Annotated in this window: 21 protein-coding genes and 1 pseudogene; 19 read left to right on the forward strand and 3 right to left on the reverse strand. The window is 62.6% G+C overall.

The genetic code is table 11. The annotated features are described in order from the left end of the window. Nucleotide 1: 1 nt before the first annotated feature. From AC1RNA_RS16730 to lpxB, 15 genes and pseudogenes are all read left to right on the forward strand, one after another. Nucleotides 2-2308, forward strand: coding sequence for a caspase family protein (locus AC1RNA_RS16730; RefSeq protein ID WP_492951813.1), 2307 nt, complete (start codon nucleotides 2-4; stop codon nucleotides 2306-2308). 253 nt (nucleotides 2309-2561) lie between these two features. After that, nucleotides 2562-3560, forward strand: coding sequence for a 30S ribosomal protein S2 (locus tag AC1RNA_RS16735; protein WP_009340756.1), 999 nt, complete (start codon nucleotides 2562-2564; stop codon nucleotides 3558-3560). Between the two features lie 119 nt (nucleotides 3561-3679). Continuing rightward, on the forward strand, nucleotides 3680-4603 hold the full coding sequence (gene tsf / locus AC1RNA_RS16740; protein ID WP_492951814.1) for a translation elongation factor Ts: 924 nt from the start codon (nucleotides 3680-3682) through the stop codon (nucleotides 4601-4603). Between the two features lie 42 nt (nucleotides 4604-4645). After that, nucleotides 4646-5362 (forward strand): UMP kinase, encoded by a 717-nt coding sequence (pyrH, locus tag AC1RNA_RS16745; protein ID WP_492951815.1) that lies wholly within the window; start codon nucleotides 4646-4648, stop codon nucleotides 5360-5362. Nucleotides 5363-5378: 16 nt separating this feature from the next. After that, nucleotides 5379-5942, forward strand: coding sequence for a ribosome recycling factor (gene frr / locus AC1RNA_RS16750; RefSeq protein WP_492951816.1), 564 nt, complete (start codon nucleotides 5379-5381; stop codon nucleotides 5940-5942). A 9-nt stretch (nucleotides 5943-5951) separates the two neighbouring features. Beyond that, nucleotides 5952-6710, forward strand: coding sequence for an isoprenyl transferase (locus tag AC1RNA_RS16755; RefSeq protein WP_492951817.1), 759 nt, complete (start codon nucleotides 5952-5954; stop codon nucleotides 6708-6710). Between the two features lie 8 nt (nucleotides 6711-6718). Beyond that, a pseudogene (locus tag AC1RNA_RS16760) lies at nucleotides 6719-7560 on the forward strand (phosphatidate cytidylyltransferase). Nucleotides 7561-7564: 4 nt separating this feature from the next. Then, complete coding sequence (dxr, locus tag AC1RNA_RS16765; protein ID WP_492951818.1) at nucleotides 7565-8788, forward strand: 1-deoxy-D-xylulose-5-phosphate reductoisomerase; 1224 nt, start codon at nucleotides 7565-7567, stop codon at nucleotides 8786-8788. A 46-nt stretch (nucleotides 8789-8834) separates the two neighbouring features. Beyond that, entirely contained in the window at nucleotides 8835-9983 is a 1149-nt protein-coding gene (rseP, locus tag AC1RNA_RS16770) for an RIP metalloprotease RseP (RefSeq protein WP_492951819.1), read from the forward strand. A 168-nt stretch (nucleotides 9984-10151) separates the two neighbouring features. Next, a complete protein-coding gene (gene bamA / locus AC1RNA_RS16775) occupies nucleotides 10152-12605 on the forward strand; it encodes an outer membrane protein assembly factor BamA (protein ID WP_492951820.1) in 2454 nt (817 codons plus the stop codon). A 138-nt stretch (nucleotides 12606-12743) separates the two neighbouring features. Beyond that, on the forward strand, nucleotides 12744-13832 hold the full coding sequence (lpxD, locus tag AC1RNA_RS16780) for a UDP-3-O-(3-hydroxymyristoyl)glucosamine N-acyltransferase (protein ID WP_492951821.1): 1089 nt from the start codon (nucleotides 12744-12746) through the stop codon (nucleotides 13830-13832). Then, nucleotides 13832-14290: a 3-hydroxyacyl-ACP dehydratase FabZ gene (fabZ, locus tag AC1RNA_RS16785; RefSeq protein WP_002715663.1), complete on the forward strand. Its 459-nt coding sequence runs from the start codon at nucleotides 13832-13834 to the stop codon at nucleotides 14288-14290. The genes lpxD and fabZ overlap by 1 nt, the downstream gene beginning before the upstream one ends. Before the next feature lie 4 nt (nucleotides 14291-14294). Then, nucleotides 14295-15098, forward strand: a complete 804-nt coding sequence (gene lpxA / locus AC1RNA_RS16790; RefSeq protein WP_492951822.1) for an acyl-ACP--UDP-N-acetylglucosamine O-acyltransferase — start codon at nucleotides 14295-14297, stop codon at nucleotides 15096-15098. An 11-nt stretch (nucleotides 15099-15109) separates the two neighbouring features. Continuing rightward, a complete protein-coding gene (locus AC1RNA_RS16795) occupies nucleotides 15110-15964 on the forward strand; it encodes an LpxI family protein (RefSeq protein WP_492951823.1) in 855 nt (284 codons plus the stop codon). Nucleotides 15965-15966: 2 nt separating this feature from the next. Further along, complete coding sequence (gene lpxB / locus AC1RNA_RS16800; protein WP_492951824.1) at nucleotides 15967-17145, forward strand: lipid-A-disaccharide synthase; 1179 nt, start codon at nucleotides 15967-15969, stop codon at nucleotides 17143-17145. Nucleotides 17146-17185: 40 nt separating this feature from the next. Here lpxB and gltA read toward each other — a convergent pair whose 3' ends face one another. Together gltA and gltX are read right to left on the reverse strand one after the other, a co-directional pair. Next, nucleotides 17186-18490: a citrate synthase gene (gene gltA / locus AC1RNA_RS16805; RefSeq protein WP_009340742.1), complete on the reverse strand. Its 1305-nt coding sequence runs from the start codon at nucleotides 18488-18490 to the stop codon at nucleotides 17186-17188. A gap of 142 nt (nucleotides 18491-18632) precedes the next feature. Further along, nucleotides 18633-20054, reverse strand: coding sequence for a glutamate--tRNA ligase (gene gltX, locus AC1RNA_RS16810; RefSeq protein ID WP_492951825.1), 1422 nt, complete (start codon nucleotides 20052-20054; stop codon nucleotides 18633-18635). A gap of 209 nt (nucleotides 20055-20263) precedes the next feature. Here gltX and AC1RNA_RS16815 point away from each other — a divergent pair, with 209 nt between their 5' ends. Both AC1RNA_RS16815 and AC1RNA_RS16820 read left to right on the forward strand, forming a co-directional pair. Further along, nucleotides 20264-21934: a glutamine--tRNA ligase/YqeY domain fusion protein gene (locus AC1RNA_RS16815; RefSeq protein WP_492951826.1), complete on the forward strand. Its 1671-nt coding sequence runs from the start codon at nucleotides 20264-20266 to the stop codon at nucleotides 21932-21934. A gap of 90 nt (nucleotides 21935-22024) precedes the next feature. Continuing rightward, entirely contained in the window at nucleotides 22025-24298 is a 2274-nt protein-coding gene (locus AC1RNA_RS16820; protein WP_492951827.1) for a ComEC/Rec2 family competence protein, read from the forward strand. A gap of 12 nt (nucleotides 24299-24310) precedes the next feature. Here the strand turns inward: AC1RNA_RS16820 and lexA are convergent, their stop codons facing one another. After that, complete coding sequence (gene lexA, locus AC1RNA_RS16825) at nucleotides 24311-25015, reverse strand: transcriptional repressor LexA (protein WP_009340738.1); 705 nt, start codon at nucleotides 25013-25015, stop codon at nucleotides 24311-24313. A 408-nt stretch (nucleotides 25016-25423) separates the two neighbouring features. On the opposite strand from lexA, the gene AC1RNA_RS16830 reads away from it, so the two are divergent. Next, a complete protein-coding gene (locus AC1RNA_RS16830; protein WP_492951828.1) occupies nucleotides 25424-25723 on the forward strand; it encodes a hypothetical protein in 300 nt (99 codons plus the stop codon). Next, nucleotides 25724-26920 (forward strand): PepSY-associated TM helix domain-containing protein, encoded by a 1197-nt coding sequence (locus tag AC1RNA_RS16835; RefSeq protein WP_492951829.1) that lies wholly within the window; start codon nucleotides 25724-25726, stop codon nucleotides 26918-26920. The last annotated feature ends 2 nt before the right edge of the window (nucleotides 26921-26922 follow it).

The following is a 26922-nucleotide window of genomic DNA, read 5'->3' on the forward strand; positions in this document are numbered from 1 at the left end:
CATGGCGTTTCGTCTCGTGGGATTGTTTGCTGCCGTCGCTTTACTGGCCGTGGCAACGCTGCCGGTATCCGGTCAGGCCCAACAGCCATCGCAGCAGCCGCAGGAAAAGCGCATCGCGCTTGTGATCGGTAACGGCGCCTACACCAAGGCACCGCTTGCGACCGCCGCTAATGACGCAGGTCTCGTCGCGCAGACATTGCAGGCTGCGGGATTTGAGGTGATCGGCGCGCGCGATCTCGACGGCGATACGCTGCGCGGCAGCTTCCGCGATTTCATCCAGAAGGCGGAAGCCTCCGGACCCGATACGGTGGCAATGGTCTATCTCTCGGGTTACGGCCTGCAACTCGCGGGCGAGAACTATTTCATCCCTGTCGATTCCAAGATCGAGCGCGACACCGACATTCCGACCGAGGGCCTGCGCCTCAACGACTACATGCGCCAGCTTGCGGCGCTGCCGCTGAAGGCGGGCGTCGTCGTGCTCGACATCGCGCGCCAGCAGCCCTTCATTGATGGGAATGCGCAGATCGCGAGCGGTCTTGCGCTGGTCGATCCCGAGCCGAAGATGCTGATCGCGTTCAACGCAGCGCCGGGCACCGTCGCGCCGGAGGAGCAGGGCGCTTATGGCGCCTACGCGCAGGCGCTCGCCGAGATGATCCGCGCGGGCGGTCTGCCGTTGCCGGAACTGTTCGATCGCGTGCGGTTGCGCGTCAACGAAACCACCAAGGGAGCGCAGGTGCCGTGGGACGCACAAAAGGTGGACGCGCCATTCGTGTTCTTCGACCGCGCGCCGGATGCGCCGCCGCAGGCGACGCCCGAGCAGGCCGCCGCCGCGCGCAACAAGCCGATCAAGGACATGGGTGCGCAGGATGCCTATGCCGCAGCACTCGAGCGCGACACGCTGCAGGGCTATGAGGATTTCCTCAATGCCTATGCCGGCGATCCGATGGCCAAGCGCGTGCGCGTGATCGTGGCTGCGCGGCGCGAGGCGATCACATGGCGGCGGACTTATCGCACCGATACGCCGGATGCCTACTGGTCCTATCTGCGTCGCTATCCGCACGGCCCGCATGCCGCCGATGCGCGCCGCCGTCTTTCTATTTTGTCCGCTGCGCTGGAGCCGCCGCAGTCGTTCGCGATGATCGACTACGACGTGCCGCCGCCGCCGCCGGATGAAATTGTGTATGTCGACCGGCCGGTGCTGATGTTCTCCGATCCGGATTTCGATTTTGCGCCGCCGCCACCGCCGCCGGTTTATTATCTGCCGCCGCCACCGGAGGATTTCATCGATCTGCCGCCGCCGTATTATTCGGATGATCTGTTCATCCTGCCGCAGCCGATTTTCGTGCCGATCCCGATCTTCGTGCGTCCGCCGATCTATGTGCGACCGCCGCAGCACAACTTCATCTTCGCCAACATCCACAACCGCGCGGTGATCGACAACCAGATCAACCGGCGTGGACCGGGCAGCTTCAACCGGCCGGGACCGAACGGCCCCGCGGGTCAGCGGCTGTCGCCGCAATTCAATGCCGGCACGGCATTGCCCGGCGCGGTGCAGCGGCGCGCTACTCTCATTCAGGAGGGTAAGGCGCAGCGCCCCGCGAGTTCGTTCATCAATCCGCGCGCCAATGTCGGCAATGTCGACCGCCGCGCGCCACTGCCGGGGCCGCGCAAGTTCGGTCCCGCCGCCAACACGCCGCCGGCTGCGCCGGGTGCGCGGACCATGACGCCGGCCACGACGCCGAATCGCAATGCGTTGCCGGTGCCGGGTCGCAGCAATGTGCCGAATGCTCCCGCCGCACGGGGACCGCAGCCGAACGCGGCAACGCCGCAGGCACGTCCGGGTGGTCCGGGCGCTCCGAATGCCGGTGGTCCAGGTGCGGGCGGACCGGGCCATATGGGACAGCGTCCCGATCGTCGCGGACCGGATGCCATGAGGCCGCCATCGGCCCGGCCGTCGCCGCCGCCCACCGGAACGCGACCCGTGCCGCAGGTCCAGCGGCCTGTCGCCCCCTCACGGCCCGCGCCGCAGGTTCGCCCGCAGGCCCAGCCCCGAATGGCGCCTCCACCATATCAGGCAGCTCCTCAACCGCGTATGGCGCCGCCACCCCGGATGGCTCCGCAGCGTCCGCCGCCGATGGTCCGGCCAGCGGCTCCTCCGCGTCCGGCCCCGGCCGCGCGGCCAGCGCCACCGCCAAGGGCAGCGCCACCCCGGGCTGCCCCTCCACCAAGAGCGGCCCCGCCGCGCCCGGCGCCACCACGGCCAGCCCCGCCGGCCAAGCGGTGTCCGCCGAACGTACCGAAATGCTGAAAAAGGCCAGGCCGGCGGGTATCCCCGCCGGCCTTCTCTTCAACGCCGGAACCCGGCGGGCGGGGGGGCAAATAATGCCCCCAAATCCTTGCGTTATGGCCCCTCTGTGGGTATAAGCCGCGCCATCTCACACGGAAACATGGCTGTCACAGGCCGTCCGGTGGCAACCGGACCGCACGATCTGTCCATTTCGGACGCATCCGTAAGGTCCATTGCTCACACGTTTCCGGAGGAACCAACCGGAGAATACACAATGGCGCTTCCCGATTTCTCGATGCGTCAGCTCTTGGAAGCTGGCGTTCACTTTGGTCACCAGTCCCACCGATGGAATCCGAAAATGGCGGATTACATCTTCGGTGCCCGCAACAACATCCACATCATCGACCTCGCTCAGACCGTTCCGCTGCTGCATCGTGCGCTGCAGGCGGTGAGCGACACCGTCGCCAAGGGCGGCCGTATCCTGTTCGTCGGCACCAAGCGCCAGGCACAGGATGGCGTGGCGGAAGCCGCGAAGCGTTCGGCGCAGTATTTCGTCAACTCGCGCTGGCTCGGCGGCACGCTGACCAACTGGAAGACGGTGTCGGGCTCGATCAAGCGTCTGCGCCAGCTCGAAGAGATGCTGGGCTCCGCCGAAGGCAACCAGTACACGAAGAAAGAGCGCCTCACGCTTCAGCGCGAGCGCGACAAGCTCGACCGTTCGCTCGGCGGCATCAAGGACATGGGTGGTCTGCCCGACCTGATCTTCGTGATCGATACCAACAAGGAAGATATCGCGATCCAGGAGGCTCAGCGCCTCAACATTCCGGTCGCGGCGATCGTCGACACCAACTGCGACCCGAAGGGCATCACCTACGTCGTTCCGGGTAATGACGACGCGGGCCGCGCCATCGCGCTGTATTGCGACCTCATTGCGCGTGCGGCCATCGACGGTATTTCCCGCGGTCAGGGCGATGCCGGCATCGATATCGGCGCCATGGCCAACCCGCCGAAGGAAGACGCGGCAGCGGCTCCGAAGGCCGACGGCTTCCAGGGCCTCGCCGGTCCGCGCGGCGTTGCCGACGACCTCAAGAAGCTGTCGGGTGTGTCCGGTGCGATCGAGAAGAAGCTCAACGATCTCGGCGTTTTCCACTACTGGCAGATCGCCGAACTCGACCACGACACCGCACACAAGATCGGCGAAGAAGTCGGTCTTCCGGCCCGCGCCGATGGCTGGGTTACCCAGTCGAAGGCGCTGACCGCCGACGCGGAATAATTCAAGACCACCTTCGCGGCCGGCTCTGCCGGCCGCATCATTTTCAGGCAAGAAACGCCCTGTAAGACGATGGCATGCGGCACCGCAGCCGCGAACTGCAGGCGAGAGGATATTTGACGATGGCAACGATCTCAGCAGCGATGGTCAAGGATCTGCGCGAAAAGACCGGCGCGGGCATGATGGATTGCAAGCAGGCGCTCAATGAAAACAACGGCGATATCGACGCCGCGGTGGACTGGCTGCGCAAGAAGGGCCTGTCAAAGGCCGCGAAGAAGGCCGGGCGCGTCGCCGCCGAAGGCCTGATCGGCGCGGTTGTCTCCGGCAACAAGGGCGTTGTCGTCGAGGTCAACTCGGAAACCGATTTCGTGGCCCGCAACGAGCAGTTCCAGGGCCTCGTCAAGATGATCGGCCAGGTCGCGCTCGACGCTGGCGCCGATGTCGAGAAGATCAAGGCTGCCAAGGTCGGCGCCGTCACGGTGGAAGCCGCGATCAACGACGCGATCGCCACCATCGGCGAGAACATGACGCTGCGCCGTGCCGCTACGCTCTCGGTCGGCAATGGCGTGGTCGCCAGCTACGTGCACAATGCCGTCACTGACGGCCTCGGCAAGATGGGCGTGATCGTCGCGCTCGAATCGACCGGTAAGGCCGACGAACTGGCAGCCCTCGGCCGCCAGCTCGCGATGCATGTCGCTGCCGCCAATCCGCAGGCGCTGGACGCCGCCGGTCTCGACCCGCAGGTGGTTGCCCGCGAGAAGGACGTGCTGGCCGACAAGTACCGCCAGCAGGGCAAGCCGGCTGCGATGATCGAGAAGATCGTCGAATCGGGCCTCAAGACCTACTACAAGGAAGTCACCCTGCTGGAGCAGGCCTTCATTCATGACAGCGGCAAGAGCGTCGCCCAGGCCGTGAAGGAAGCCGAAAGCAAGGTCGGCGCGCCTATCAAGGTTGCCGGATTTGTGCGCTATGCTCTCGGCGAGGGAATCGAGAAAGAAGAATCCGATTTCGCCGCCGAAGTCGCCGCCGCTGCCGGACAGGGCTGAGCGGAGACTTCCGCTCAACCGATCTGGAAGGGACAACGCGTCATGGGTGAGCCGCTCTATCGTCGCGTCGTGGTGAAACTGTCCGGCGAGTATCTCGCCGGCCACCAGCCTTTCGGCATCGATCAACCGACACTGGACCGCGTTGCAGGCGACCTCATCGAGGCGGTGGAGCGCGGCATTCAAGTCGCCGTCGTCGTGGGCGGCGGCAATATCTTCCGCGGCGTGGATGTATCCTCGCGCGGCGTGTCGCGGCCGACCGGCGACACCATGGGTATGCTCGCCACCGTCATGAACTGCCTCGCGCTGGAATCGGCGCTGGAGCGCAAAGGCCAGTCCGCGCGCACGCTCTGCGCGCTGGCGATGCCGCAGGTCTGTGAACTGTTCACCCGCAAGGCGGCGCTGCGTTATCTCGCGGACGGCCGCATCGTGCTGTTCGCGGGCGGCACGGGCAATCCGTTCTTCACCACCGACACCACCGCCGTGCTGCGCGCGAGCGAGATCGGCGCGCAGGCGGTGCTGAAGGCCACCAATGTGGACGGCGTCTACAGCGCCGACCCGAAAGTCGACAAGACCGCCAAGCGGTTCGAACGGCTGACGCATTCCCAGGCTATCGAGGGCGGCTACAAGGTGATGGACGCGACAGCGTTCGCGCTTGCCCGCGAGAACTCATTGCCTATCATCGTGTTTTCAATCGCCGAATCCGGGTCGATCGGCGCAATTCTGGACGGCACCGGCAACGGCACGATGGTGGCTGGCTGACAAGGAGCGGAAGTTCATGACGACGAACGGTTTCGACATCAACGATCTGAAGCGCCGCATGGATGGCGCCAAGGATTCGCTGAAGCACGAACTCGGCGGCCTGCGCACCGGGCGCGCAGCGATCTCGATGGTCGAGCCGGTCCAGGTCGAAGCCTATGGCAGCCACATGCCGCTCAATCAGGTCGCAACCGTCAGCGTCCCCGAACCGCGCCTTCTCTCCGTGCAGGTCTGGGACAAGTCGATGGTCAAGGCGGTCGAGACCGCGATCGTCAACTCGAACCTTGGCCTCAATCCCGCGACAGAGGGCCAGGTGATCCGGCTGCGGATTCCGGAATTGAACGAGGAGCGCCGCAAGGAACTCGTGAAGGTCGCGCATAAATATGCGGAGGCGGCCAAGGTCGCGGTGCGTCACGTTCGCCGCGACGGCCTCGACATCGTCAAGAAGCTGGAGAAGGATCGCCAGATGTCCGAGGACGAGCAGGAGCGGGCGTCCGGCGAAATCCAGAAGGTGACCGATGCCGCTATTGCCGACATCGACAAGCTGCTCGCCACCAAGGAAAAAGAAATTCTCACCGTCTGAGAGAAACCGATGTTGAAAGGCGACACGCCGCAGACTGGAGAGCCGGAAAACACCGGATCGCCGCGGCATGTCGCAATCATCATGGACGGCAACGGACGCTGGGCGGCTGCGCGTGGACTGCCGCGCGCGGAAGGGCATCGCCGCGGCGTCGAGGCGCTGCGCAAGGTTTTACGCGCCGCGCATGAACTCGGCATTTCATATCTGACGATCTTCTCCTTCAGTTCGGAGAACTGGTCGCGTCCCGCGAGCGAGATCGGCGATCTGTTCGGCCTCTTGCGCCGCTTCATCCGTAACGATCTTGCCTCCCTGCACAGGGACGGCGTCTGTGTGCGCATCATCGGCGAGCGCGAGGGACTGGAGCCGGACATCAAGGCGCTCCTGAAGGAAGCCGAAGATCTGACGCGCCACAACACGCGGCTGACGCTGGTGGTGGCGTTCAACTACGGCTCGCGCCATGAAATCGCCCATGCCGCACAGCGGCTGGCGGTCGAGGTCGCCGAAGGCAAGCGCGATCCGGCGACGATCACGGCCGAAACGCTCGGCAGTTATCTCGATGCGCCCGACATCCCCGATCCTGATCTGATCATCCGCACCAGCGGCGAGCAGCGGCTGTCGAATTTTCTGATGTGGCAGGCGGCTTACAGTGAACTTGTTTTCGTGCCGATTCATTGGCCGGATTTCGACAAGGCGGCCCTAGAAGGAGCGATTGCCGAATATGCGACCCGCGAGCGCCGTTTCGGCGGCCTGATCGCAAAGACAGGATCGTGAACGGCGCGATGCCGGACTCTTCCGCGCCAACACTCCCCGTGAAGGGATCGCGCAATCTCATTGCGCGGATCGCTGCTGCCGCATTGCTGGCGCCGGTGGCCTTGATGTTCGTATTCGCCGGCGGCTGGCTCTGGGTGCTGCTGGTCACCGCGATCGCGGTCGGCCTGTTTTACGAATGGCACGAGATCGTCAATCCGGCGCGCAACCCACGCACCTTCGCCGCTGGCGTGATCGCTCTCGAACTGATCGGCCTGGCGCTCTGGTTCGGATGGGGCGGTGTAGCGTGGGCCGCGTTTATTCTCGGCGTCACGCTGATCGTCTTTCTGGCGACGGAGCAGCGGCGCTGGACCACGGCGGGATTCATCTACGCGGCGGCGGCGCTTGTTGCCTCGGCAATGGTGCGGCTCGACGGCGCGATGGGGTTTTACGCGCTGATGTTCACGCTGTTCGTTGTCTGGGCGAGCGACATCGGCGGCTATTTCGCGGGCCGCGCCATCGGCGGCCCGAAACTCTGGCCGCGTGTCAGCCCGAACAAGACATGGGCAGGCTCGATCGGCGCGCTTGTTCTGAGCGCCGTGGTAGCGCTGGTCGTCAGTTGGCTTGGCTGGGGGCGGTTTGTGCCGCTGCTCATTCTCGCGCTCGCGATGTCGGTGGTGGCGCAACTCGGCGATCTGTTCGAGTCGGCAGTGAAGCGCCGTTTCGGGGTCAAGGATTCGAGTCAGATCATTCCGGGCCATGGTGGCCTGATGGATCGGCTCGATGGGTTCGTCGCTGCGATTATTTTCGTGGCTTTGATCGGGTTTTTGCGTGCCGGCGCGGATGCATCGGCCGTGGTTTCATGATTTGGTGATCTGATGAGTGTTGTGCCTCTCCGTCAAAGCGAACCGATGTTGCATGCCGATCGTGTCGTCACGATTCTCGGCGCCACCGGCTCGATCGGCCAGAGCACCGTCGATCTGGTGCGCCGTGCACCGGATCGCTATCGCGTCGAGGCTTTGACTGCACACAGCAATGTCGCCGAGCTTGCGAAGCTCGCGCGCGAACTCAACGCACGCTTTGCCGCGATTGCAGATGAAGCGAAGTATGACGAGTTGAAAGACGCGCTTGCGGGCTCCGGCATCGAGGCGGGGGCGGGCGAGGGCGCGCTCGTGGAAGCAGCACTTCGTCCCGCCAACTGGGTGATGGCGGCGATGAGTGGTGCCGCAGGCCTCAAGCCCGCGATGGCCGCAGCCGGACGCGGCGAGATCGTCGCGCTGGCGAACAAGGAATGTCTTGTCTGCGCGGGCGAAGCCTTCATGAAGCACGCAGCTGCCAGCAAGGCGACGGTGCTGCCGGTCGATTCCGAGCACAACGCGATCTTCCAGGCGCTCGGCGCGGGCCGCCGCGAAGATCTCGTTCGCATCATTCTGACGGCATCCGGCGGGCCGTTCCGTTCGGCGACGCGCGAGCAGATCGAGAATGCGACCGTGGAGCAGGCGCTCAAGCATCCGAACTGGAGCATGGGCCGCAAGATCACCATCGACTCCGCGACCATGTTCAACAAGGCGCTGGAGATCATCGAGGCGTTTCATCTGTTTGAACTTGAGGCCGACCAGATCGACGTACTGGTGCACCCGCAGTCGATCATCCATGGCCTCGTCGAATTCTCCGACCGCTCGGTGGTGGCGCAGATGGGCGCGCCCGACATGCGCACGCCGATCGCGCATTGCCTCGGCTGGCCGCACCGGATCGACGGTCCGGCCCAGCGTCTCGATCTTGCCACATTGGGCCAACTGACCTTTGAGGCGCCGGATCCGGTCCGGTTTCCGGCCCTGCGGTTGGTGCAGGAGGCGCTACGGGCGGGCGGCGCAGCGCCGACCGTACTCAACGCGGCTAACGAGGTTGCGGTTGCCTCATTCCTTGATCGCAAGATTCCGTTCGGCGGCATCGCGCGGCTCGTGGAAGCGACGCTCGAGGCTCTGGTGGCCAAGGGAACGGCGCAGGCGCCGCAGAGTGCGGACGAGGCTTTGGCTGTTGACCATACTGCGCGAAAAACCGCAGCAGGCCTCTTGCCTCAAATTGCCTTAAAGGCATCCTAGACGATTGGGGAAGCAGGCCTGTGCGGCTTGCACGCGAGGAACGGACGTGGATTTTTTCTTCAATGCTTTCCATACGTTAAGCCACGGCCTGATCGGCTATCTCATTCCTTTTCTGTTTGTCCTGACGGTCGTCGTTTTCTTCCACGAACTGGGGCACTTCCTGGTGGCGCGCTGGGCTGGTGTGCGCGTGCTGACGTTCTCCCTCGGCTTTGGCCCCGAACTGTTCGGTTTCAATGACCGCACCGGCACCCGCTGGAAGCTCTCCGCCATTCCGCTCGGCGGCTACGTGAAATTCTTCGGCGATGCGAGCGAGGCCTCAACGCCTGCGCCCCAGATGCTTGCCGCGATGTCGGAGAAGGAGCGGCAGGATAGCTTCCACCACAAGAGCGTTGCGCGCCGCGCCGCTATCGTGGCGGCAGGTCCGATCGCGAATTTCATTCTGGCGATCGTGATTTTCGGTGCCCTGTTCACATTCTACGGCAAGCCCAACACCAGTGCGCGGGTCGACACCGTGCAGGCCAACAGCGCCGCTGCTGCAGCGGGTTTCAAGCCGGGCGACGTTGTCACGTCGATCGACGGGCAGACCATTGAAACCTTCGTGGACATGCAGCGCATCGTCTCCACACGTGCGGGCGAGCAACTGCACTTCACGGTGAAGCGTGGCGATCGCGTCGAGAATCTCACCGCCACGCCCGAACTGCGCGAGGTGAAGGACAGCTTCAACAACGTCCACAAGATCGGCATCCTCGGCATCAGCCGGTCCGCAACGCCGGGAGAGCATGCGGTTGAGCGCGTCGATCCGGCGACGGGCCTCTGGCTCGGCGTCAAGGAGACCTGGTTCGTCGCCAAAAGCACGATCCTCTACATCGGTGACATCTTCACCCGCCGCGCGAGCGCCGATCAGCTCGGTGGGCCGATCCGAATCGCCCAGATCTCGGGGCAGGTGGCGACCATCGGCCTTGCCGCCCTGGTCCACCTGACGGCCGTGCTCTCGGTCTCGATCGGCCTTTTGAACCTGTTTCCGGTTCCAATGCTCGATGGCGGTCACCTTTTGTTCTATGCGGTGGAGGCAATTCGGGGGCGTCCGCTGTCCGAAAGGTCGCAGGAAATGGGTTTCCGGCTTGGCCTTGCTCTGGTGCTGATGCTGATGGTGTTCGCCACCTACAACGACATCCTGCATCTCGCTGGATCGTAACGATTTTACCACCCGTGGCCGATAGGCAACGTCTTGGTGGGATTTTAGGTTTTCGATGCGAAAGGACGTTTGCCCGAGTGTTAAAATTGGCTACAAGCGGGCAATGTTTTGGGGAATCTCCCGGCCCTTTTTGAGGGTCGGCTTTGGAATGATAAGGGCGCCTAGCGCATGATGGTTGGATTGCGGGGTCTACGGGGTGGCCTGGCCGCTGCCCTGGTTCTATTTGCTGCGCCTGCTGCGACAGTGGCTGCCGTCGGTTTTAGCGTAACCGCGGCTTATGCCCAGACGGTTGCTTCCATTGGGGTTGAAGGCAATCGCCGTATCGAAGCCGATACGATCCGCTCCTACTTCAAGCCGGGCCCGAGTGGCCGCCTCGACAACGCCGCGGTCGACGATGGCCTCAAGGCGCTGATCAATACTGGCCTGTTCTCCGACGTCCGAATCGAACATCGCGGTGGCCGCCTTGTGGTCGTGGTGTCCGAGAACGCCGTGCTCGGTCGCGTCGTGTTCGAAGGCAACAAGAAGATCAAGGACGAGCAACTCACCGCTGAGGTGCAGTCCAAGCCGCGCGGCACGCTGTCGCGCGCCATGGTGCAGTCCGATACCCAGCGCATCATCGAGATTTACCGCCACGCCGGCCGCTATGACGTGACGGTGACGCCGGAATACATCGAGCAGCCGAACAATCGCGTCGACCTGATCTTCGTCATTCAGGAAGGCAAGAAGACCGGCGTGCAGGCGATCAACTTCATCGGCAACCACGCGTTCTCGAGCTACCGCCTGCGCGACATCATCAAGACCCGCGTCTCCAATTTCCTGTCCTTCCTCTCCTCCGGCGACGTTTACGACCCGGATCGCGTGGAAGCCGACCGCGACCTGATTCGCCGCTTCTATCTCAAGAACGGTTATGCGGACGTGCAGGTTGTTGCGGCGCTGACCGAATACGATCCCTCGGTGAAGGGCTTCATCGTGACCTTCAAGATCGAGGAAGGCCAGAAGTACCGCGTGGCTTCGATCAGTTTCAATTCCACGATTCCCTCGTTCGATGCGAATACGCTGCGTTCTCTGTCGCGCGTCAGCGTGGGCTCCGTCTACAACGTCGAGGCGGTCGAAAAATCGGTCGAGGACATGACGGTCGACACCTCGCGCCGCGGTTATGCCTTCGCGCAGGTCAAGCCGCGCGGCGACCGTAACTTCGAGAATCACACCGTTTCGATCGTGTTCGACGTGACGGAAGGGCCTCGCGTCTACATCGAGCGCATCAACATCCGCGGCAACACGCGCACGCGTGATTACGTGTTGCGCCGTGAATTCGATATCGGTGAGGGCGACGCCTACAACCGCGCGCTGATCGACCGCGCCGAGCGCCGACTGAAGAATCTCGATTACTTCAAGGAAGTGAAGATCACGCAGGAGCCGGGCTCCTCGCCGGATCGCGTCATCGTCAACGTCGACGTGGAAGAAAAATCAACCGGCGACTTCTCGGTGTCGGGCGGCTACTCGACCGCCGACGGTGCGCTCGCGGAAGTCAGCGTCTCCGAACGCAACCTGTTGGGCCGCGGCCTGTACGCGAAGGCGTCGGTGCAGTACGGCCAGTATGCGCGTGGTTACACGCTGTCATTCGTCGAGCCGTACCTGCTCGGCTATCGCGTCGCGCTGGGTCTCGACCTCTATCAGCGCAAGCAGTTGGCCAACAGCTACGTGTCATACAACTCCGACACGTTCGGCTTCAGCCCGCGTCTTGGCTTCCAGTTGCGCGAAGATTTGTCATTGCAGGTGCGCTACTCGATCTCGCAGCAGAAGATCGAACTGCCGTTCCAGTTTCAGGATTGTAATAACGACCCAACCAATCCTGTTATTCCATTCAATCCAACGCCGGGATGCTTTGCGAATGGCGAAGCCTCGGTGCCGGTCAAGGCTGGCTTGGCATTCGGCAGAGTCCTGACCTCGTCAGCAGGCGCGACGCTGACCTACAACACCCTCGATAACAACAAGAACCCAACCTCCGGTATTCTGGCCACCTGGGCAGAAGATTTCGCGGGCCTCGGCGGCGACGTGCGCTACGTGAAGTCCACCGGTGACGTGAAGTTCTATACGCCGGTCGTGTCCGACATCGTCGGCTTCATCCATCTGCAGGGTGGTATCCTCAATGGCTGGGGGGGCGGCGGCGCTGCGAATGCCGGCAACACTTGGGGCAATGTCCGCATGCTGGACAACTTCCAGATGGGGCCGAATCTCGTGCGTGGCTTCGCTCCGATGGGCATCGGTCCGCGTGATCTGACGGTTGGCACGACGAACGACGCGTTGGGCGGTACCAAGTACTGGGGCGCTTCAGCTGAACTGCAGATGCCGTTCTGGTTCCTGCCCAAGGAAACCGGCCTGAAGGGTGCCGTATTTGCCGATGCCGGTTCGCTTTGGGGATACGAAGGTGTGCAATCCTACCTCGGGCAGAATGTTGATCTGGGTGGCACTGACACCATGAAGGTTCGCTCGTCGGTGGGTGTCGGCCTGATCTGGGCCTCGCCGTTTGGCCCGCTGCGGTTCGACTATGCTGTGCCGATCAACAAGGTTACCGGCGACCGCGTCCAGCAGTTCCGGTTCGGCGGCGGTACTTCGTTCTGATCCGGGCTTGAGACACAGCTCGTTTTCACCGAAATTGAAGCGGCCGGATCACCTCCGGCCGCTTGATTTTATGGATGATTTGTTCCGGACTGCTTCCATTATGGATTTTCAAGGCCAGTATTCTGCGAGGCAGCAGGCATGACGCAGCCGGGCTTTTTCAAGCAGCCGGAGCCCATGACCTTGGGTGACATTGCCGCCCTGACGGGAGCTCAATTGGCCGACCCGTCGCGGGCCGGGCAGACTGTCAGCGGAACGTCCACGCTTGATCAGGCGGGTCCCAGGGATCTCGCATTCTTCGACAAGCGCAAATACGGCGAGGAACTGCATCGCTCGCATGCGGGAGCCTGCCTCGTCAGCGCGAGCCTTCAGGCGGACGTGCCCGACCACATCGCTGTGCTGCGTGTCGCCAACCCGTACACAGCCTTCGTGGAGGTTGCCCGCGTGCTCTATGCCGACACCCTGCGGCCGGCCTCCTCGTTCGGCAATGAGGGAATAGCCGAATCTGCCGTCGTCCATCCCGATGCGCTGCTGGAGGATGGTGTGATCGTCGATCCACTGGCTGTGATCGGCCCCGATGTCGAGATCGGCATGGGAACGGTGATTGGGGCCAGCACGGTAATCGGTGCGGGCGTCAAGATCGGTCGTAACTGTAGCATCGGCCCGGGCGTGACGATCCTGCATTGCTTCATCGGCAACGATGTCATCATCCATCCGGGCTGCCGGATCGGGCAGGATGGCTATGGTTTCGTGTCCGGACCGAAGGGGCACAAGAAGGTCCCTCAGCGTGGGCGGGTTCTGATCCAGAACGACGTCGAGATCGGTGCAGGCACCACGGTCGATCGCGGGGCGTTGCGCGATACTGTGATCGGCGAGGGCACCAAGATCGATAATCTGGTGCAGATTGGCCATAACGTCACCATTGGGCGGCGCTGCATTATCGTCAGCCAGAGCGGTGTGGCGGGAAGTTCGACGCTTGGCGATGGCGCCGTGCTGGGCGCGCGCGTCGGCGTAAGCGATCATGCCACCATCGGCGCGGGCTCGATGCTCGCGGCGCGCTCGAGCGTCGTCGGCGAGGTGCCGGCAAATGTGAAATGGGGTGGCTCTCCCGCCAAGCCGATCAAGCAATTTTTCCGCGAACTGTTCGAGGTCGAGAAGCTCGGCCGCGAAGGTCTCAACGGCGGCAAGTCGAAGAAATTGCCGGGTGCGAGTGAAGAAGGGCAACAATAATGGAAGCGCAAGCGCCAATACGCTTGGAGTCGGTGGACATCGGCACCATCATGAAGACCCTGCCGCACCGGTATCCGTTCCTCCTGATTGATCGGGTGGTGGATATTCGCGACGATTTCAGCGGCATCGGCATCAAGAACGTCACGGCGAACGAGCCGTGCTTTCAGGGTCATTTTCCGAACCGGCCGATTTATCCGGGCGTGTTAATGATCGAGGGCATGGCGCAGACAGCGGGTGTGATCGGGATGCTATCGACCGAGACCGAGCGGCCGACGGCGGTTTACTTCCTCACCATCGATAACTGCAAATTCCGCAAGCCGGCGGGGCCAGGTGATGTGATTTCGTACCACATGCGGCTCGTGAACCGGAAACGCGCGATGTGGTGGTTTCACGGTGATGCCAAGGTGAATGGTGTCACGGTCGCCGAGGCCGATGTCGGCGCGATGCTGGCGGATTGAGTTCATGGCCAAGATTGATCCTTCCGCGCGTGTTGAATCCGGTGCCGTTCTCGGCGCCGATGTTACTGTCGGACCCTTTTGCGTGGTCGGCCCGCATGCCGTGATCGGCGCAGGGACGACTCTCATTTCTCACGTCAATATCGCCGGCGCGACGACGATCGGCGAGAGCTGCACGATCTACCCGTTCTCATCGCTCGGCACAGCGCCGCAGTCGACCGGGTATCGCGGCGAGCTGACCAAGCTCGTCATCGGAAACAATTGCACCATCCGCGAGGGCGTGACGATGAATGCGGGCACCGTCTCGGGTGGCGGCGTCACGACCGTCGGAGATCGCGGATATTTTATGAACAATGCACATGTCGGTCACGACAGCCGCGTTGGTAATGACGTGATCTTCGCAACATCGGCGACGCTTGGCGGTCATTGTGAGGTTGGCGATTTCGTCTTCATGGGCGGTCTGTCGGCGGTCCATCAGTTTACGCGGATCGGCTCACAGGCGATAATCGGCGGCATGTCTGGCGTTACTCACGACATCATCCCGTATGTCATGGCTAATGGTCAGCGGGCTCGTCTGGAGGGGCTGAACATTGTTGGCATGAAGCGGCGCGGGTTTACCCCGCCACGCCTCAGGGTCGTGCGGTCGTTTTACGATAAGTTGTTTTTTGGGCCCGGCGTTTTCGCAGAACGGCTGCCGGCGCTGCAAAAGGATCATGATTCCGATCCGGCGATTCTGGACATTCTCGATTTTATAACGGCCGATCGGAATCGGCCGTTATGCCTTCCCTCGTTTCATTCCGATCACTCCTGAACGGGATGACGATGGACAATCGGACCGATCATCAACATCCGGTCGGATTGATTGCTGGAGGTGGCGTGCTTCCATTTGCGCTGGCCGACAGCCTGCTCGCGCAGGGGCGCACCCCGGTCTTTATCGGCCTGAAGGGATTCTGCGATCCACAGCGCATCGTGAATTATCGCCATCACTGGTTTTCAGTCGGCCAGTTTGGTTCGATCATGAAGGCGCTGCGCGAGGAAGGGTGCTCCGACATCACCTTCATCGGCAATCTGGTCCGGCCTGCGTTCAAAGATCTGCGGTTCGACTGGCTGGCGATGCGGCTTATTCCCCGGATTTTGAAGGGCCTGCGTGGCGGCGACGACCATATCTTGTCAGCCACGGCGCGGGTGTTCGAGGACGGCGGCTTTCGCGTGCTCGGCGTGCGCGACCTCGCACCTGATCTCCTGATGCCATCCGGCTGCCTCACGCATGCGCAACCTGATGCAGCGAGTCTGAATGATGCGGCGAAGGGGCGGGAGGTGCTGCGAGCGATCAGTCCGTTCGATGTCGGACAGGCGGTCGTTGTCATCGATGGCCATGTGGTGAGCATCGAGGACATTGCGGGGACCGATGCTCTGCTCGTACGGATCAAGGAGCTCCGAGAGAGCGGGCGGTTGCGCGCGAAGCCCGGGCGGGGCGTTCTCGTCAAGGCGCCGAAGCAGGGGCAGGATCTGCGCCTTGATCTTCCCGCGCTCGGACCGCAGACGATCCGGGGGGTAGCGGAAGCCGGCCTTGCTGGGATTGCTGTGATGGCAGGACACTCGGTTGTCGCTGAACCGCAAGCGATGGTTGAGGCGGCGGACAATACCGGCATCTTCGTCGTCGGGCTGGAATCCTGACCATGACGCAGAAGGTCATAGGGAGCCCGCGAAAAATCTTTCTGATTGCGACCGAGCCTTCCGGCGACCACCTTGGCGCGGCCTTGATGAAGGAGTTGCATCATCGGCTCGGCAACGAGGTTGTGTTTGCGGGCATCGGTGGCCGTGAAATGGAGGAGCAGGGGATCGTCTCGCTGTTCCCGATTGACGATCTCGCGATCGTCGGCTTCGCAGCAGTCGCGCAGCAGCTTCCTATGCTGCTTCGGCGTATCCGGGAGGCGGCTTCGGCGGTCGTCCAGGCCAGGCCTGACATTCTGGTGATCATCGACAGTCCCGACTTCACTCACCGCGTGGCGAAGAAGGTTCGCCAGGCCGTCCCTTCGATACCCATCGTCGACTATGTCTCGCCGACGGTATGGGTGTGGCGTCCGGGCCGCGCGCGGGCGATGACCCGTTATGTGGATCACGTCTTGGCGGTGCTACCGTTCGAGCCCGATGTGCATCTCAACCTCGGCGGCCCGGCTTGTACCTATATCGGCCACCCGTTGATCGAACGGCTCGATACATTGCGGCCAGATGCGGAGGAAGCGCGGCGGCGGAAAACGCCGCCACCGGTGCTTGTTCTGTTGCCGGGCAGCCGTCGCGGTGAAATCCGCCACCACATGCCGGTGTTTGGCGATACATTGGCGTCGCTACGCGAGCAGGGGCTTGTGGTCGAAGCTGTGCTGCCGACCTTGCCGCATCTGCTGGACGCTGTGAACGAGGCTGTTGCGCAATGGCCAATACGGCCGCGCATCGTCACGACAGAAGCGGAGAAGCAGTCTGCGTTTCGCAATGCGCGCGCGGCGCTGGCAAAGTCGGGAACCGTAACGCTCGAACTGGCGCTGGCCGGCGTGCCGATGGTGACGCTCTATCGCGGAGGCGCGGTGGAAGCCTGGATCGCACGTCGCGTCGTCCGTGTGTCCTCGATCATCCTCGCCAATCTTGTAATCGGTGAGAACGTCATCCCTGAGTTCCATCAGGAGGAATGCACGGCGCAGAACCTCGCGCCTGCGTTGCTGAGTGTTCTGAACGATACGCCACAGCGTCGGCACCAGCTTGAGGCTTTCGCGAAGCTCGATCGGATCATGGACACCGGCGGGCGCTCGCCGAGCGAGCAGGCGGCAGACGTTATCTTGCGGGAAATGAAGCCGCAAAAATAAAAACGGCCGGAAGATCCGGCCGTTTTCTGTCTCGAAGCTTTTACTTGCGCTGGTCGAGCGGCACGTAATCGCGCTTGGTCGAGCCGTTGAAGAGCTGGCGCGGGCGGCCGATCTTCTGTTCAGGGTCTTCGATCATCTCGCTCCACTGGCTTATCCAGCCGACGGTGCGGGCAACCGCGAACAGCACGGTGAACATCGATGTCGGGAAGCCCATCGCCTTCAGCGTGATGCCCGAATAGAAGTCGACATTCGGGTACAGCTTGCGGTCGATGAAGTACTGGTCGCTCAGCGCGATCTTTTCCAGCTCCATGGCGACATGCAGCAACGGATCGTTGCCGTGGCCGGTTTCCTTCAGAACCTTATGCGCGGCCTGCTGCATCAGCTTGGCGCGCGGATCGTAGTTCTTGTAGACGCGATGCCCGAAGCCCATCAGGCGGACATTGCTGTTCTTGTCCTTCACCTTTGCGATGAATTCCGGAATCTTGTCGACGGTTCCGATTTCGCCGAGCATCGCCAATGCGGCCTCATTAGCGCCGCCATGTGCAGGTCCCCACAGGCAGGCGATGCCAGCCGCGATGCAGGCAAACGGATTGGCGCCGGACGATCCCGCGATGCGCACCGTCGATGTTGATGCGTTCTGCTCGTGGTCGGCGTGGAGGATGAAGATCTTGTCCAGCGCGTCGGCGAGAACGGGGTTGACCTTGTATTCCTCGCACGGCACCGCAAAGCACATGTGCAGGAAGTTCTCGGCGAAGTGCAGCCGGTTCTGCGGATAAACGAACGGCTGGCCGATCGAATATTTGTAGGCCATCGCCGCGAGCGTCGGAATCTTGGCGATCATCCGCATGGAGGCGATCATGCGCTGCTGCGGATCGTTGATGTCGGTCGAGTCGTGATAGAACGCGGCGAGGGCGCCGACAGAGGCCACCATCACGGCCATGGGATGCGCGTCACGGCGGAACGCCTGGAAGAAACGCGCCATCTGCTCGTGCACCATGGTGTGATGCGTGACGCGCTTATCGAAATCGTCCTTCTGCGCCTTGGTCGGCAGCTCGCCGTACAGGAGGAGGTAACATGTTTCGAGGAAGTCGCCGTGTTCGGCGAGCTGTTCGATCGGATAGCCGCGGTACTGAAGGATACCTGCGTCGCCATCGATGTAAGTGATTTTCGACTGGCAGCTTGCCGTGGAGGTAAAGCCCGGATCGTAGGTGAACATACCGGTCTGGGCGTAGAGCTTGCTGATGTCGACGACATCCGGGCCCACCGTGCCGCTGTAGACAGGCAAGTTTACGCTCTTGTCGCCTACGGTAAGGGTGGCTTGTTTTGTGTTGGACTTCACATCCATCGTGGATCCCCCGATGTCTCTTGGTACAGATTGCGAGCGGTGGACAATCTCGAAGTCGGCCGATCGCCCAAAATCTTCGGCAGAAGGGGTACCGTATTGCTATGTGCGCTGCAAGACGGCGATCTTAAGCCTTGGTAGGGGGTTACTGGCTCTGATCCTGCAACCTTGCCAAGGATATTTCACGTCCTAGAACGGCCAGGACGTCAAAAATACCGGGAGACGTCGTTCTGCCGGTCAGAGCCACGCGCAATGGCTGGGCGACAGCTCCGAGTTTCAGGTTGTTTTTCTCGGCGTAATCACGCATCGCGGCTTCTGTCGTTGCCCCGTTCCATTCCTTCACCTCGGCGAGGTGACGGCGGAGTTCGCTAATGAGCGCGCGGGTTTGCGACGTCAACAATGCTGAGGCCTTTGCGTCCATCGTGAGGGGCCGGTCGGCGAAGATGTAGTTGGCGCTCTCGACCAGTTCGATCAACGTCTTGGCGCGCTCTTTCAGTCCGGGCATCGCCTGCAAGAGTTGCGCGCGCGTGGTGTCGTTGAGTTTGGCCTGCAACGCGGGGCCTTGCGGGATGAAGTGCAGGACATCCTCGAAACTTTTCACCAGTTCGGCATCGTCGGTGGAGCGAATATAATGGCCGTTCAGGTTTTCGAGTTTGGCGAAATCGAAGCGCGCGGCCGAGCGGCCGATCGAACCGAGATCGAATGCCTCAATCATTTCCTGTGTGGAAAATATTTCCTGATCGCCATGACTCCAGCCGAGCCGCACCAGATAATTCCGTAGCGCCGCCGGGAGGTATCCCATGGCGCGATAGGCTTCGACGCCAAGCGCGCCATGGCGCTTGGAGAGCTTTGAGCCGTCCGGTCCGTGGATCAGCGGAATGTGCGCCATGACCGGCACATCCCATCCTAGCGCATCGTAGATATGCTTCTGGCGCGCAGCGTTGATCAGGTGGTCGTCGCCGCGGATGACGTGGGTGACGCCCATGTCGTGGTCATCCACGACGACGGCGAGCATGTAGGTGGGGGTACCGTCGGAACGAAGCAGCACCAGATCATCCAGGTTCTCGTTCTGCCAGACCACGCGGCCCTGGACCTGATCCTCGATCACGGTTTCCCCGCTCTGGGGCGCCTTGAGACGGATCACCGGCTTGGCCCCGGCAGGAGCCTCCGCCGGGTCGCGATCGCGCCAGCGGCCATCGTAGCGCACGGCCCGGCCTTCGGCCCGCGCTGCCTCGCGCATCTGGGTCAGTTCCTCCGGAGTCGCGTAGCAGCGATAGGCCTTGCCCTCAGCAAGAAGCAGCTCGGCGACCTCGCGGTGCCGCCCCGCGCGGCTGAACTGGTAGATCGTCTCGTCGTCCCAATCGATACCCAGCCACTTTAGCCCGTCGAGGATCGCATCGATCGCCGCCTGCGTGGAACGCTCGCGGTCGGTGTCTTCGATCCGCAGCAGCATCTTGCCACCATTTTTGCGGGCATAGAGCCAGTTGAACAGAGCGGTGCGTCCGCCGCCGATATGGAGAAAGCCGGTCGGAGAGGGCGCAAAGCGGGTGACAACGGGTTTGGTCATTTCAGGTGGTTCAATCGCTCTCGGGAGGGGGTATTGGGCGGGCCTTTATCATACTGCCGGGACACTGTCCCGGCATCCCGGCGGCAAATGCCGCCGGAAGGTCAAAAGTTCGTTTTTTACAGGCTGCCAAGGCAGGCCCTATCCCTTGGATGTGCTCTTGGCGCGGCGGCGCGGATTTGGCACATAGGGCGCAACTTGAAGGGATAAAAATGACTGACGAATCGACGCCGGATGCGGGCCGCGACTTCATCCGCGAGATTGTGGCGGCAGACCTGGCCTCGGGGAAGCACAAGGGCGTGGTGACGCGCTTTCCGCCGGAACCCAACGGGTACCTGCATCTCGGCCATGCCAAGTCGATCTGCCTGAATTTCGGTATCGCCGAGGAATTCGGCGGGCGCTGCCACCTGCGTTTCGACGATACCAACCCGGCGAAGGAGGAGCAGGAGTTCATCGACGCCATCCAGCGCGACGTCCGCTGGCTCGGTTTCGACTGGGGTGAACACCTGCATTTTGCTTCGGACTATTTCGAGCAGCTTTACGCCTGGGCGCAGGACCTGATCCGCGCCGGCAAGGCCTATGTCGACGACCAGTCGCCGGACGAGATCCGGCTGACGCGCGGCACCCTGACCGAGGCCGGGCAGAACAGCCCGTTCCGCAATCGTTCAGTTGCGGAGAATCTCGACCTGTTCGCACGGATGCGCGCTGGTGAATTTCCAAACGGCACGCGCGTGCTGCGCGCCAAGATCGACATGGGTTCCGGCAACATCAACCTGCGCGACCCTGTGCTCTATCGGATTCTGCACGCGCACCATCCGCGCACCGGAACGGCGTGGAACATCTATCCGAGTTACGATTTCGCGCACGGCCAGTCCGATTCCATCGAACACATCACGCATTCGATCTGCACGTTGGAATTCGAGGATCACCGGCCGCTTTACGACTGGTTCCTTGACAATTTGCCGGTGCCCTCGCACCCGCATCAGTACGAGTTCGCGCGCCTCAACATGACCTACACGCTCTTGTCCAAGCGCGTGCTGACCGAACTGGTGCGCGAGGGCCATGTTTCCGGCTGGGACGATCCGCGCATGCCGACGCTTGCCGGGCTGCAGCGGCGTGGCGTGCCTCCGCAGGCGCTGCGCGATTTCGTCAAGCGCATCGGCGTCGCCAAGGCCAATTCGACCGTCGATATCGGCATGTTTGATTTCGCGATCCGCGAGACGCTGAACAAAACTGCGTTGCGCCGCATGGCGGTGTTGCGCCCGCTGAAAGTGGTGATCGAGAATTACCCCGAAGGTCAGGTCGAGGAACTCGAGGCGGTCAATCATCCCGAGGATGAGACACAGGGCACGCGCAAGATTCCGTTCGGGCGTGAGCTTTACATCGAGCAAGACGATTTCATGGAGGAGCCGCTGAAGAAGTTCTTCCGTCTCGCGCCGGGGCGCGAGGTGCGGCTGCGCTATGCCTATTTCATCACCTGCCGCGAGGTTATCAAGAACACGGCGGGCGAGGTGATCGAGTTGCGCTGCACGTATGATCCGGCAACGCGCGGCGGCAACGCGCCTGACGGCCGCAAGGTGAAGGCGACGATCCACTGGGTCAGCGCCGCTGCGGCGGTGCCGGCGGAAGTTCGTGTCTACGACAATCTGTTCGCGACCCCGCAGCCGGAGGCGGGCAATTTCGCCGCGCAGCTCAATCCGAATTCGCTGGAAACGCTGACGGGCTGCAAGGTCGAGCCTGCATTCAAGAGCGAGGCGGCGGATGGTGCGGTGCAGTTCGAGCGGCAGGGCTATTTCGTCCGCGACCGCGACTCGACGCCCGACCGGCTGGTGTTTAACCGCACCGTCGGCCTGCGCGACAGCTACGCCAAGGTTACGGGCTAACCGGCTGTCGGATTCTGCATCCGTTCCCGTGTCGGGGTCTGATCGCCTCCGCTAGCATGGCGGTGGGATAGCCGACACACGGGCGGCGGAATGGCGGACAGGGGCCGGGAGCAGGAAAGGCCGCGCGCGGGCAGGGCCATCGCATGGCCGACGCGCGAGACAGCGATCGCGTCTACTTTCCCTGGGCGCTGGTGGCGCTCGCTCACGGAATCGAATCTCAACTGGATACGCGCCGAGACTGGTCCCGGCCGGTTGCTGCCATGGATTCCGGTCGCTTTCGGCGCAGGCATCGCACTCTATTTCACGGCTGCGCGCGAGCCGATGGCGGCGGTTGTCGCGCCGGTCGCGGGACTGGCGTGTCTGCTTGCGCTGGCCGTGCGGCGAAGGCCGATGTTTCCCTATATCGCGTTGTTTGCGGCGCTGCTTGCCGGCTTTGCCACCGCGACGCTGAAGACTGCATACGTCTCGCACGCGGTGCTGCTGACCCCGGTGGGTTCGGCGACGCTGGAAGGCTTTGTCGAGACGCATGAAGAACGCGAGCGCGCCGACCGCTTCATGCTGCGGGTTGAGAAAATGGAAGCGCGCGGCGCGCCGCGCTTGCAGCGGGTCAGGTTATCGGTGCGCAAGGGCACGGCGCCTGCGGTCGGCAGCTATGTGACGCTGAAGGCGAGGTTGTTGCCGCCGCTGCGGCCGCTTCGCCCCGGTGGCTACGATTTTGCGCGAGACATGTATTTTCAGGGCATCGGCGCATCCGGTTTCGCGCTCGGAACGATCAGGACACAGGACACGCCGAAGCAAGGCGACTGGCGGTTGCGTTATGCGGCGTTGATGCAGGGTTTGCGTGACGCCGTGGACGCACGCATTCGCACGGTCTTGAGCGGCGACCAGCGCGCAATTGCAACCGCACTTCTCACCGGCCGGCGCGATGCGATCTCGACGACGAACAACGATGCACTGTTTGTCTCTGGGCTCGGCCATGTGCTGTCGATCTCCGGTTATCACATGGCGGTGGTCGCGGGCGTAGTGTTCTTCGCGATCCGCGCGCTGCTGGCGCTGAGCCCGATGTTGAGCACGCGCTATGCGATCAAGAAATGGGCCGCACTGGCGGCGTTGATCGCGGCGCTGTTCTATCTGCTGCTATCGGGTGCGGAGGTCGCGACACAGCGCTCCTTCTATATGACGGCGCTGGTGCTGGTCGCGGTGATGGCGGACCGTCGCGCGATCACGTTTCGCACGCTGGCGCTGGCCGCCATGCTGGTGTTGCTGATCGCCCCGGAGGCGCTGGTGCATCCCAGTTTTCAAATGTCGTTTGCTGCAACGCTTGGGCTTGTCGTGCTGGCGCAGATCGGGATGCCGCAATGGTTTGCCGCGAGCGACGATAGCAACCTCGGGCGCTTCGCTGCCTGGGGTGGACGCGAGCTTGTGGTGCTGGCGCTCGCGTCGTTTGTCGCGGGCCTTGCTACCACGCCTTATGCCGCGTTTCATTTCCACCGGATCGCGCCTTACGGCGTCATCGCCAATCTGGTCGCGATGCCAGTGGTGTCGGGGCTGGTGATGCCAGCCGGCTTGCTCGGGATCGTGGCCATTCCGTTCGGTTTCGACAGCCTGTTCTGGCACCTGATGGGTGTCGGCATCGACTGGATGATCTTCGTGTCGCAATGGGTAGCGGCGTTGCCGGGTGCGTTCGGCCGCGTTCATACCTTTAGCATCGGGCCGCTGATCGTCATGAGCGGCGGCATCGTCGTGCTCGGTCTGTTGCGCTCGCCGCTGCGCTGGGCAGGAGTGGGGTTGATCGGTTGCGGCGTGGTATGGGCGGCTGTTGTGACGGAGCCCGACATCCTGATCGCGAGCGATGCATCGAGCGTCGCGGTGCGCGGCAAGGATAGCCGTTTGCGCATCATGCACACTGCGAAGAATGTCTTTGTTTGGCGCGAGTGGCTGGCGGCCGATGCCGATCCGCGCGCCGTCACCGACCCGAGCATTGCGCAAGGCGTCTCGTGCGACGAGGAGGGCTGCGTGGTCGAGGGGAAAGAGGGCGATCTGATCGCGCTGACGAGACAGCCAGAGGCACTGGTCGATGATTGCGCGCAGGCCAAAATCCTCATCACGCCATATCAGACGCCCGCCGATTGCGCCGCCCGCGTTTTCTATCGCGACGATCTGCGTGGGCTGGGCGGCGTTGCATTAAAAAGAACGGCGCAGGGCTACAGCATCACTATGAGTGAGCCTGAGGGTGTGGACCGGCCATGGGCTCCCGCGATGGCATCCGCCCGCGTGCGGACTAATGCCGCAGCAAGGCATGGAGCGACCTCGAAATCCGTCGATGCGACGCCGCCGGAGACCGAGCAGGAGGCCGCCGACTGAGCGGTGGCGGTCCTAGTATTTCCGGTAAAGCCCGATCAGCTTGCCCTGGATGCGGACACGGTTGGGCGGCAGGATGCGGACCTCATAGGCGGCGTTGGCAGGCTCCAGAGCAATGGAGGCCCCGCGGCGGCGGAAACGCTTCAGAGTCGCTTCCTCCTCGTCGATCAGCGCCACGACGATGTCGCCGGTATCGGCATTCTCGTTGCGCTGGATCAGCGCCATGTCGCCGTCGAGGATGCCGGCTTCCACCATCGAATCGCCGCGCACTTCGAGCGCGTAATGCTCGCCGGAGCCGAGCATATCGGGCGGCACGCTGATGGTGTGGCTGCGGGTCTGCAGCGCCTCGATCGGAGTACCAGCGGCGATGCGCCCCATCACCGGGACCGCGACGGGCTGCTCGCCACTTTCATCGAAACCGCCAGGAACAGTGCTGCGCACCTTGCCGAGATTGCCTTCGATCACGCTGGGGGTGAAACCGCGCCGGGCGCCGCTGCTGGCGACGGGCTCGGGCAGCTTGATGACCTCGATGGCGCGGGCGCGGTTGGCGAGCCTGCGGATGAAGCCGCGCTCTTCCAACGCCGTGATAAGCCGGTGGATGCCGGACTTCGACCGCAAGTCGAGGGCATCCTTCATCTCATCGAAGGAAGGCGGAACGCCGCTTTCCTTCAGCCGCTCGTTGATGAAGCGCAGCAGTTCATATTGTTTGCGTGTCAGCATCCGGCGCAGCCCTCAATCTCATCGTCCAGCGGATAGTCATGTTCAAGCGGGTCATCACCCGTTTCCTCGGCCGCCTGTTTGTTCACGACAGGTGCCAGACTCACTCGAAACAAATCATGAACATACACTATATGTTCCATACATGTTCTGCAATAGTTAAATTCTTATGAATCCGAAGGCGCTGTTTTTAGGAAATCATGCCGGAATGGACCGGAAGTCGTATTTGGCCCCCGGGTGTAGCGGCGCACGCCTTTGAGCGACGCCCAAGGCGCTGCTCATCTGATCGCGCAATGCTGCCCATGCGATGGCTTCGATATCTTCTAATTCCAGAAGGGAATGTTCGGTTGAGGGCCTCGTGGCAACCGCCTACGTCTTCGCGTGATGCGATGAGCAGTAGGAGAGATGTCGATGGCAGATCACGACGGGCCTGAACCGATGCAGGCCGAGATCGATCACCACCTGATGGCGACGTTTTGCCGGACGCTCGACAGTTCCGCGGTGCCTCCGATGACGGTGATGCGGATGATGGCTTCCGCGCTCGGCGCGATCTATCGGCAGTCTTCCGCCACGCATCATGCACAGGAATGCCCTTGCGGCTGGCAGCCATTGCCATCTGATGTCGACATATTGCTGGCGGAAATTGAAGCCGCTGCCCGCCGCCCGCCCGTTCCTGACCTTTCGAACATGCAGATCGTCGGCAGAGCATAAATGACTCGCTCCGCCTTTCGAAAATGGTTCTGGGTCCATAAATGGGCCAGTCTGATTTGCACGGCATTTCTGCTAGTGATCTGTATCACCGGTCTGCCGCTGATATTCGGCGAGGAGATCGAGCATCTGCTCGATACTGATCCACCTTATGCGTCGCTGCCCGCGGATACGCCCAGCGCCAATCTGGATGGGATCGTCGCCAAGAGCCGGCAGATGTATCCTGACGAGATCGTCGTCTCGACGTTCATGGACGACGACGAGCCCAAGGTCATCGTTACGATGGCGCCGTCATGGGAAGCATTTAAGGCCAACCGTAAGGTGGCGCACTGGATCAAATACGACGCGCGCACGGCGCAGGTGATCCGGCAGTCGAAGCCGCTGACCGAGGAAAGCCCGACCTTCCTCGGGCTGATGCTTACGCTGCACAGGGATATGTTCGCGGGCCTTCCCGGCGAATTGTTCCTGGGCACGATGGGTTTTCTGTTCGTCGTCGCGATTGTCTCGGGGATCGCGGTCTATGGTCCGTTCATGCGCAAGCTCGATTTCGCCACCGTGCGCGCGGATCGCTCGCCGCGCCTGAAATGGCTCGATCTGCATAACATGATCGGCGTCGTGACGCTGGCCTGGGCGCTCGTGGTCGGCGCGACCGGAGTCATCAACGAACTGTCGAAGCCGATGTTCATGCTGTGGCAGAACACGGACGTGCGCGCGATGCTCGAACCCTTCGAGGGCCAGACCACGCCGGCCGCTTCTGAGATGAGTTCGGTGCAGCAGGCGCTGGAGACGGCGCAGGCGGCCGTGCCTGACATGCGCATCACCAGCGTGGTGTTTCCCGGCTCGCAGTTCGGTTCGCCGTTTCATTATCTCTTTTGGGCGAAGGGCAAGGAGCCGCTGACATCGCGGCTGTTCAGTCCGGTGATGATTGATGCCCGCGGCGGCAAGCTACAGGCGGTGGTCGAGATGCCGTGGTATCTGCGTGCGCTGGAAGTGTCGCGGCCGCTGCACTTCGGCGATTACGGCGGCATGCCGCTGAAGATCATCTGGGCACTGCTCGATCTCGTCACCATCATGGTTCTGGGCAGCGGGCTCTATCTATGGCTGTCGCGGCGAACGTCGTCTGCCAGCGAGTCGGATACGGAACTGGTGGAAAGCAACGCCAGCGCGGCACTTGCCGTCTCGCGTGAAGCGGCGGAGTGACT

The organism is Afipia sp. GW821-FHT14H12, assembly GCF_058803465.1.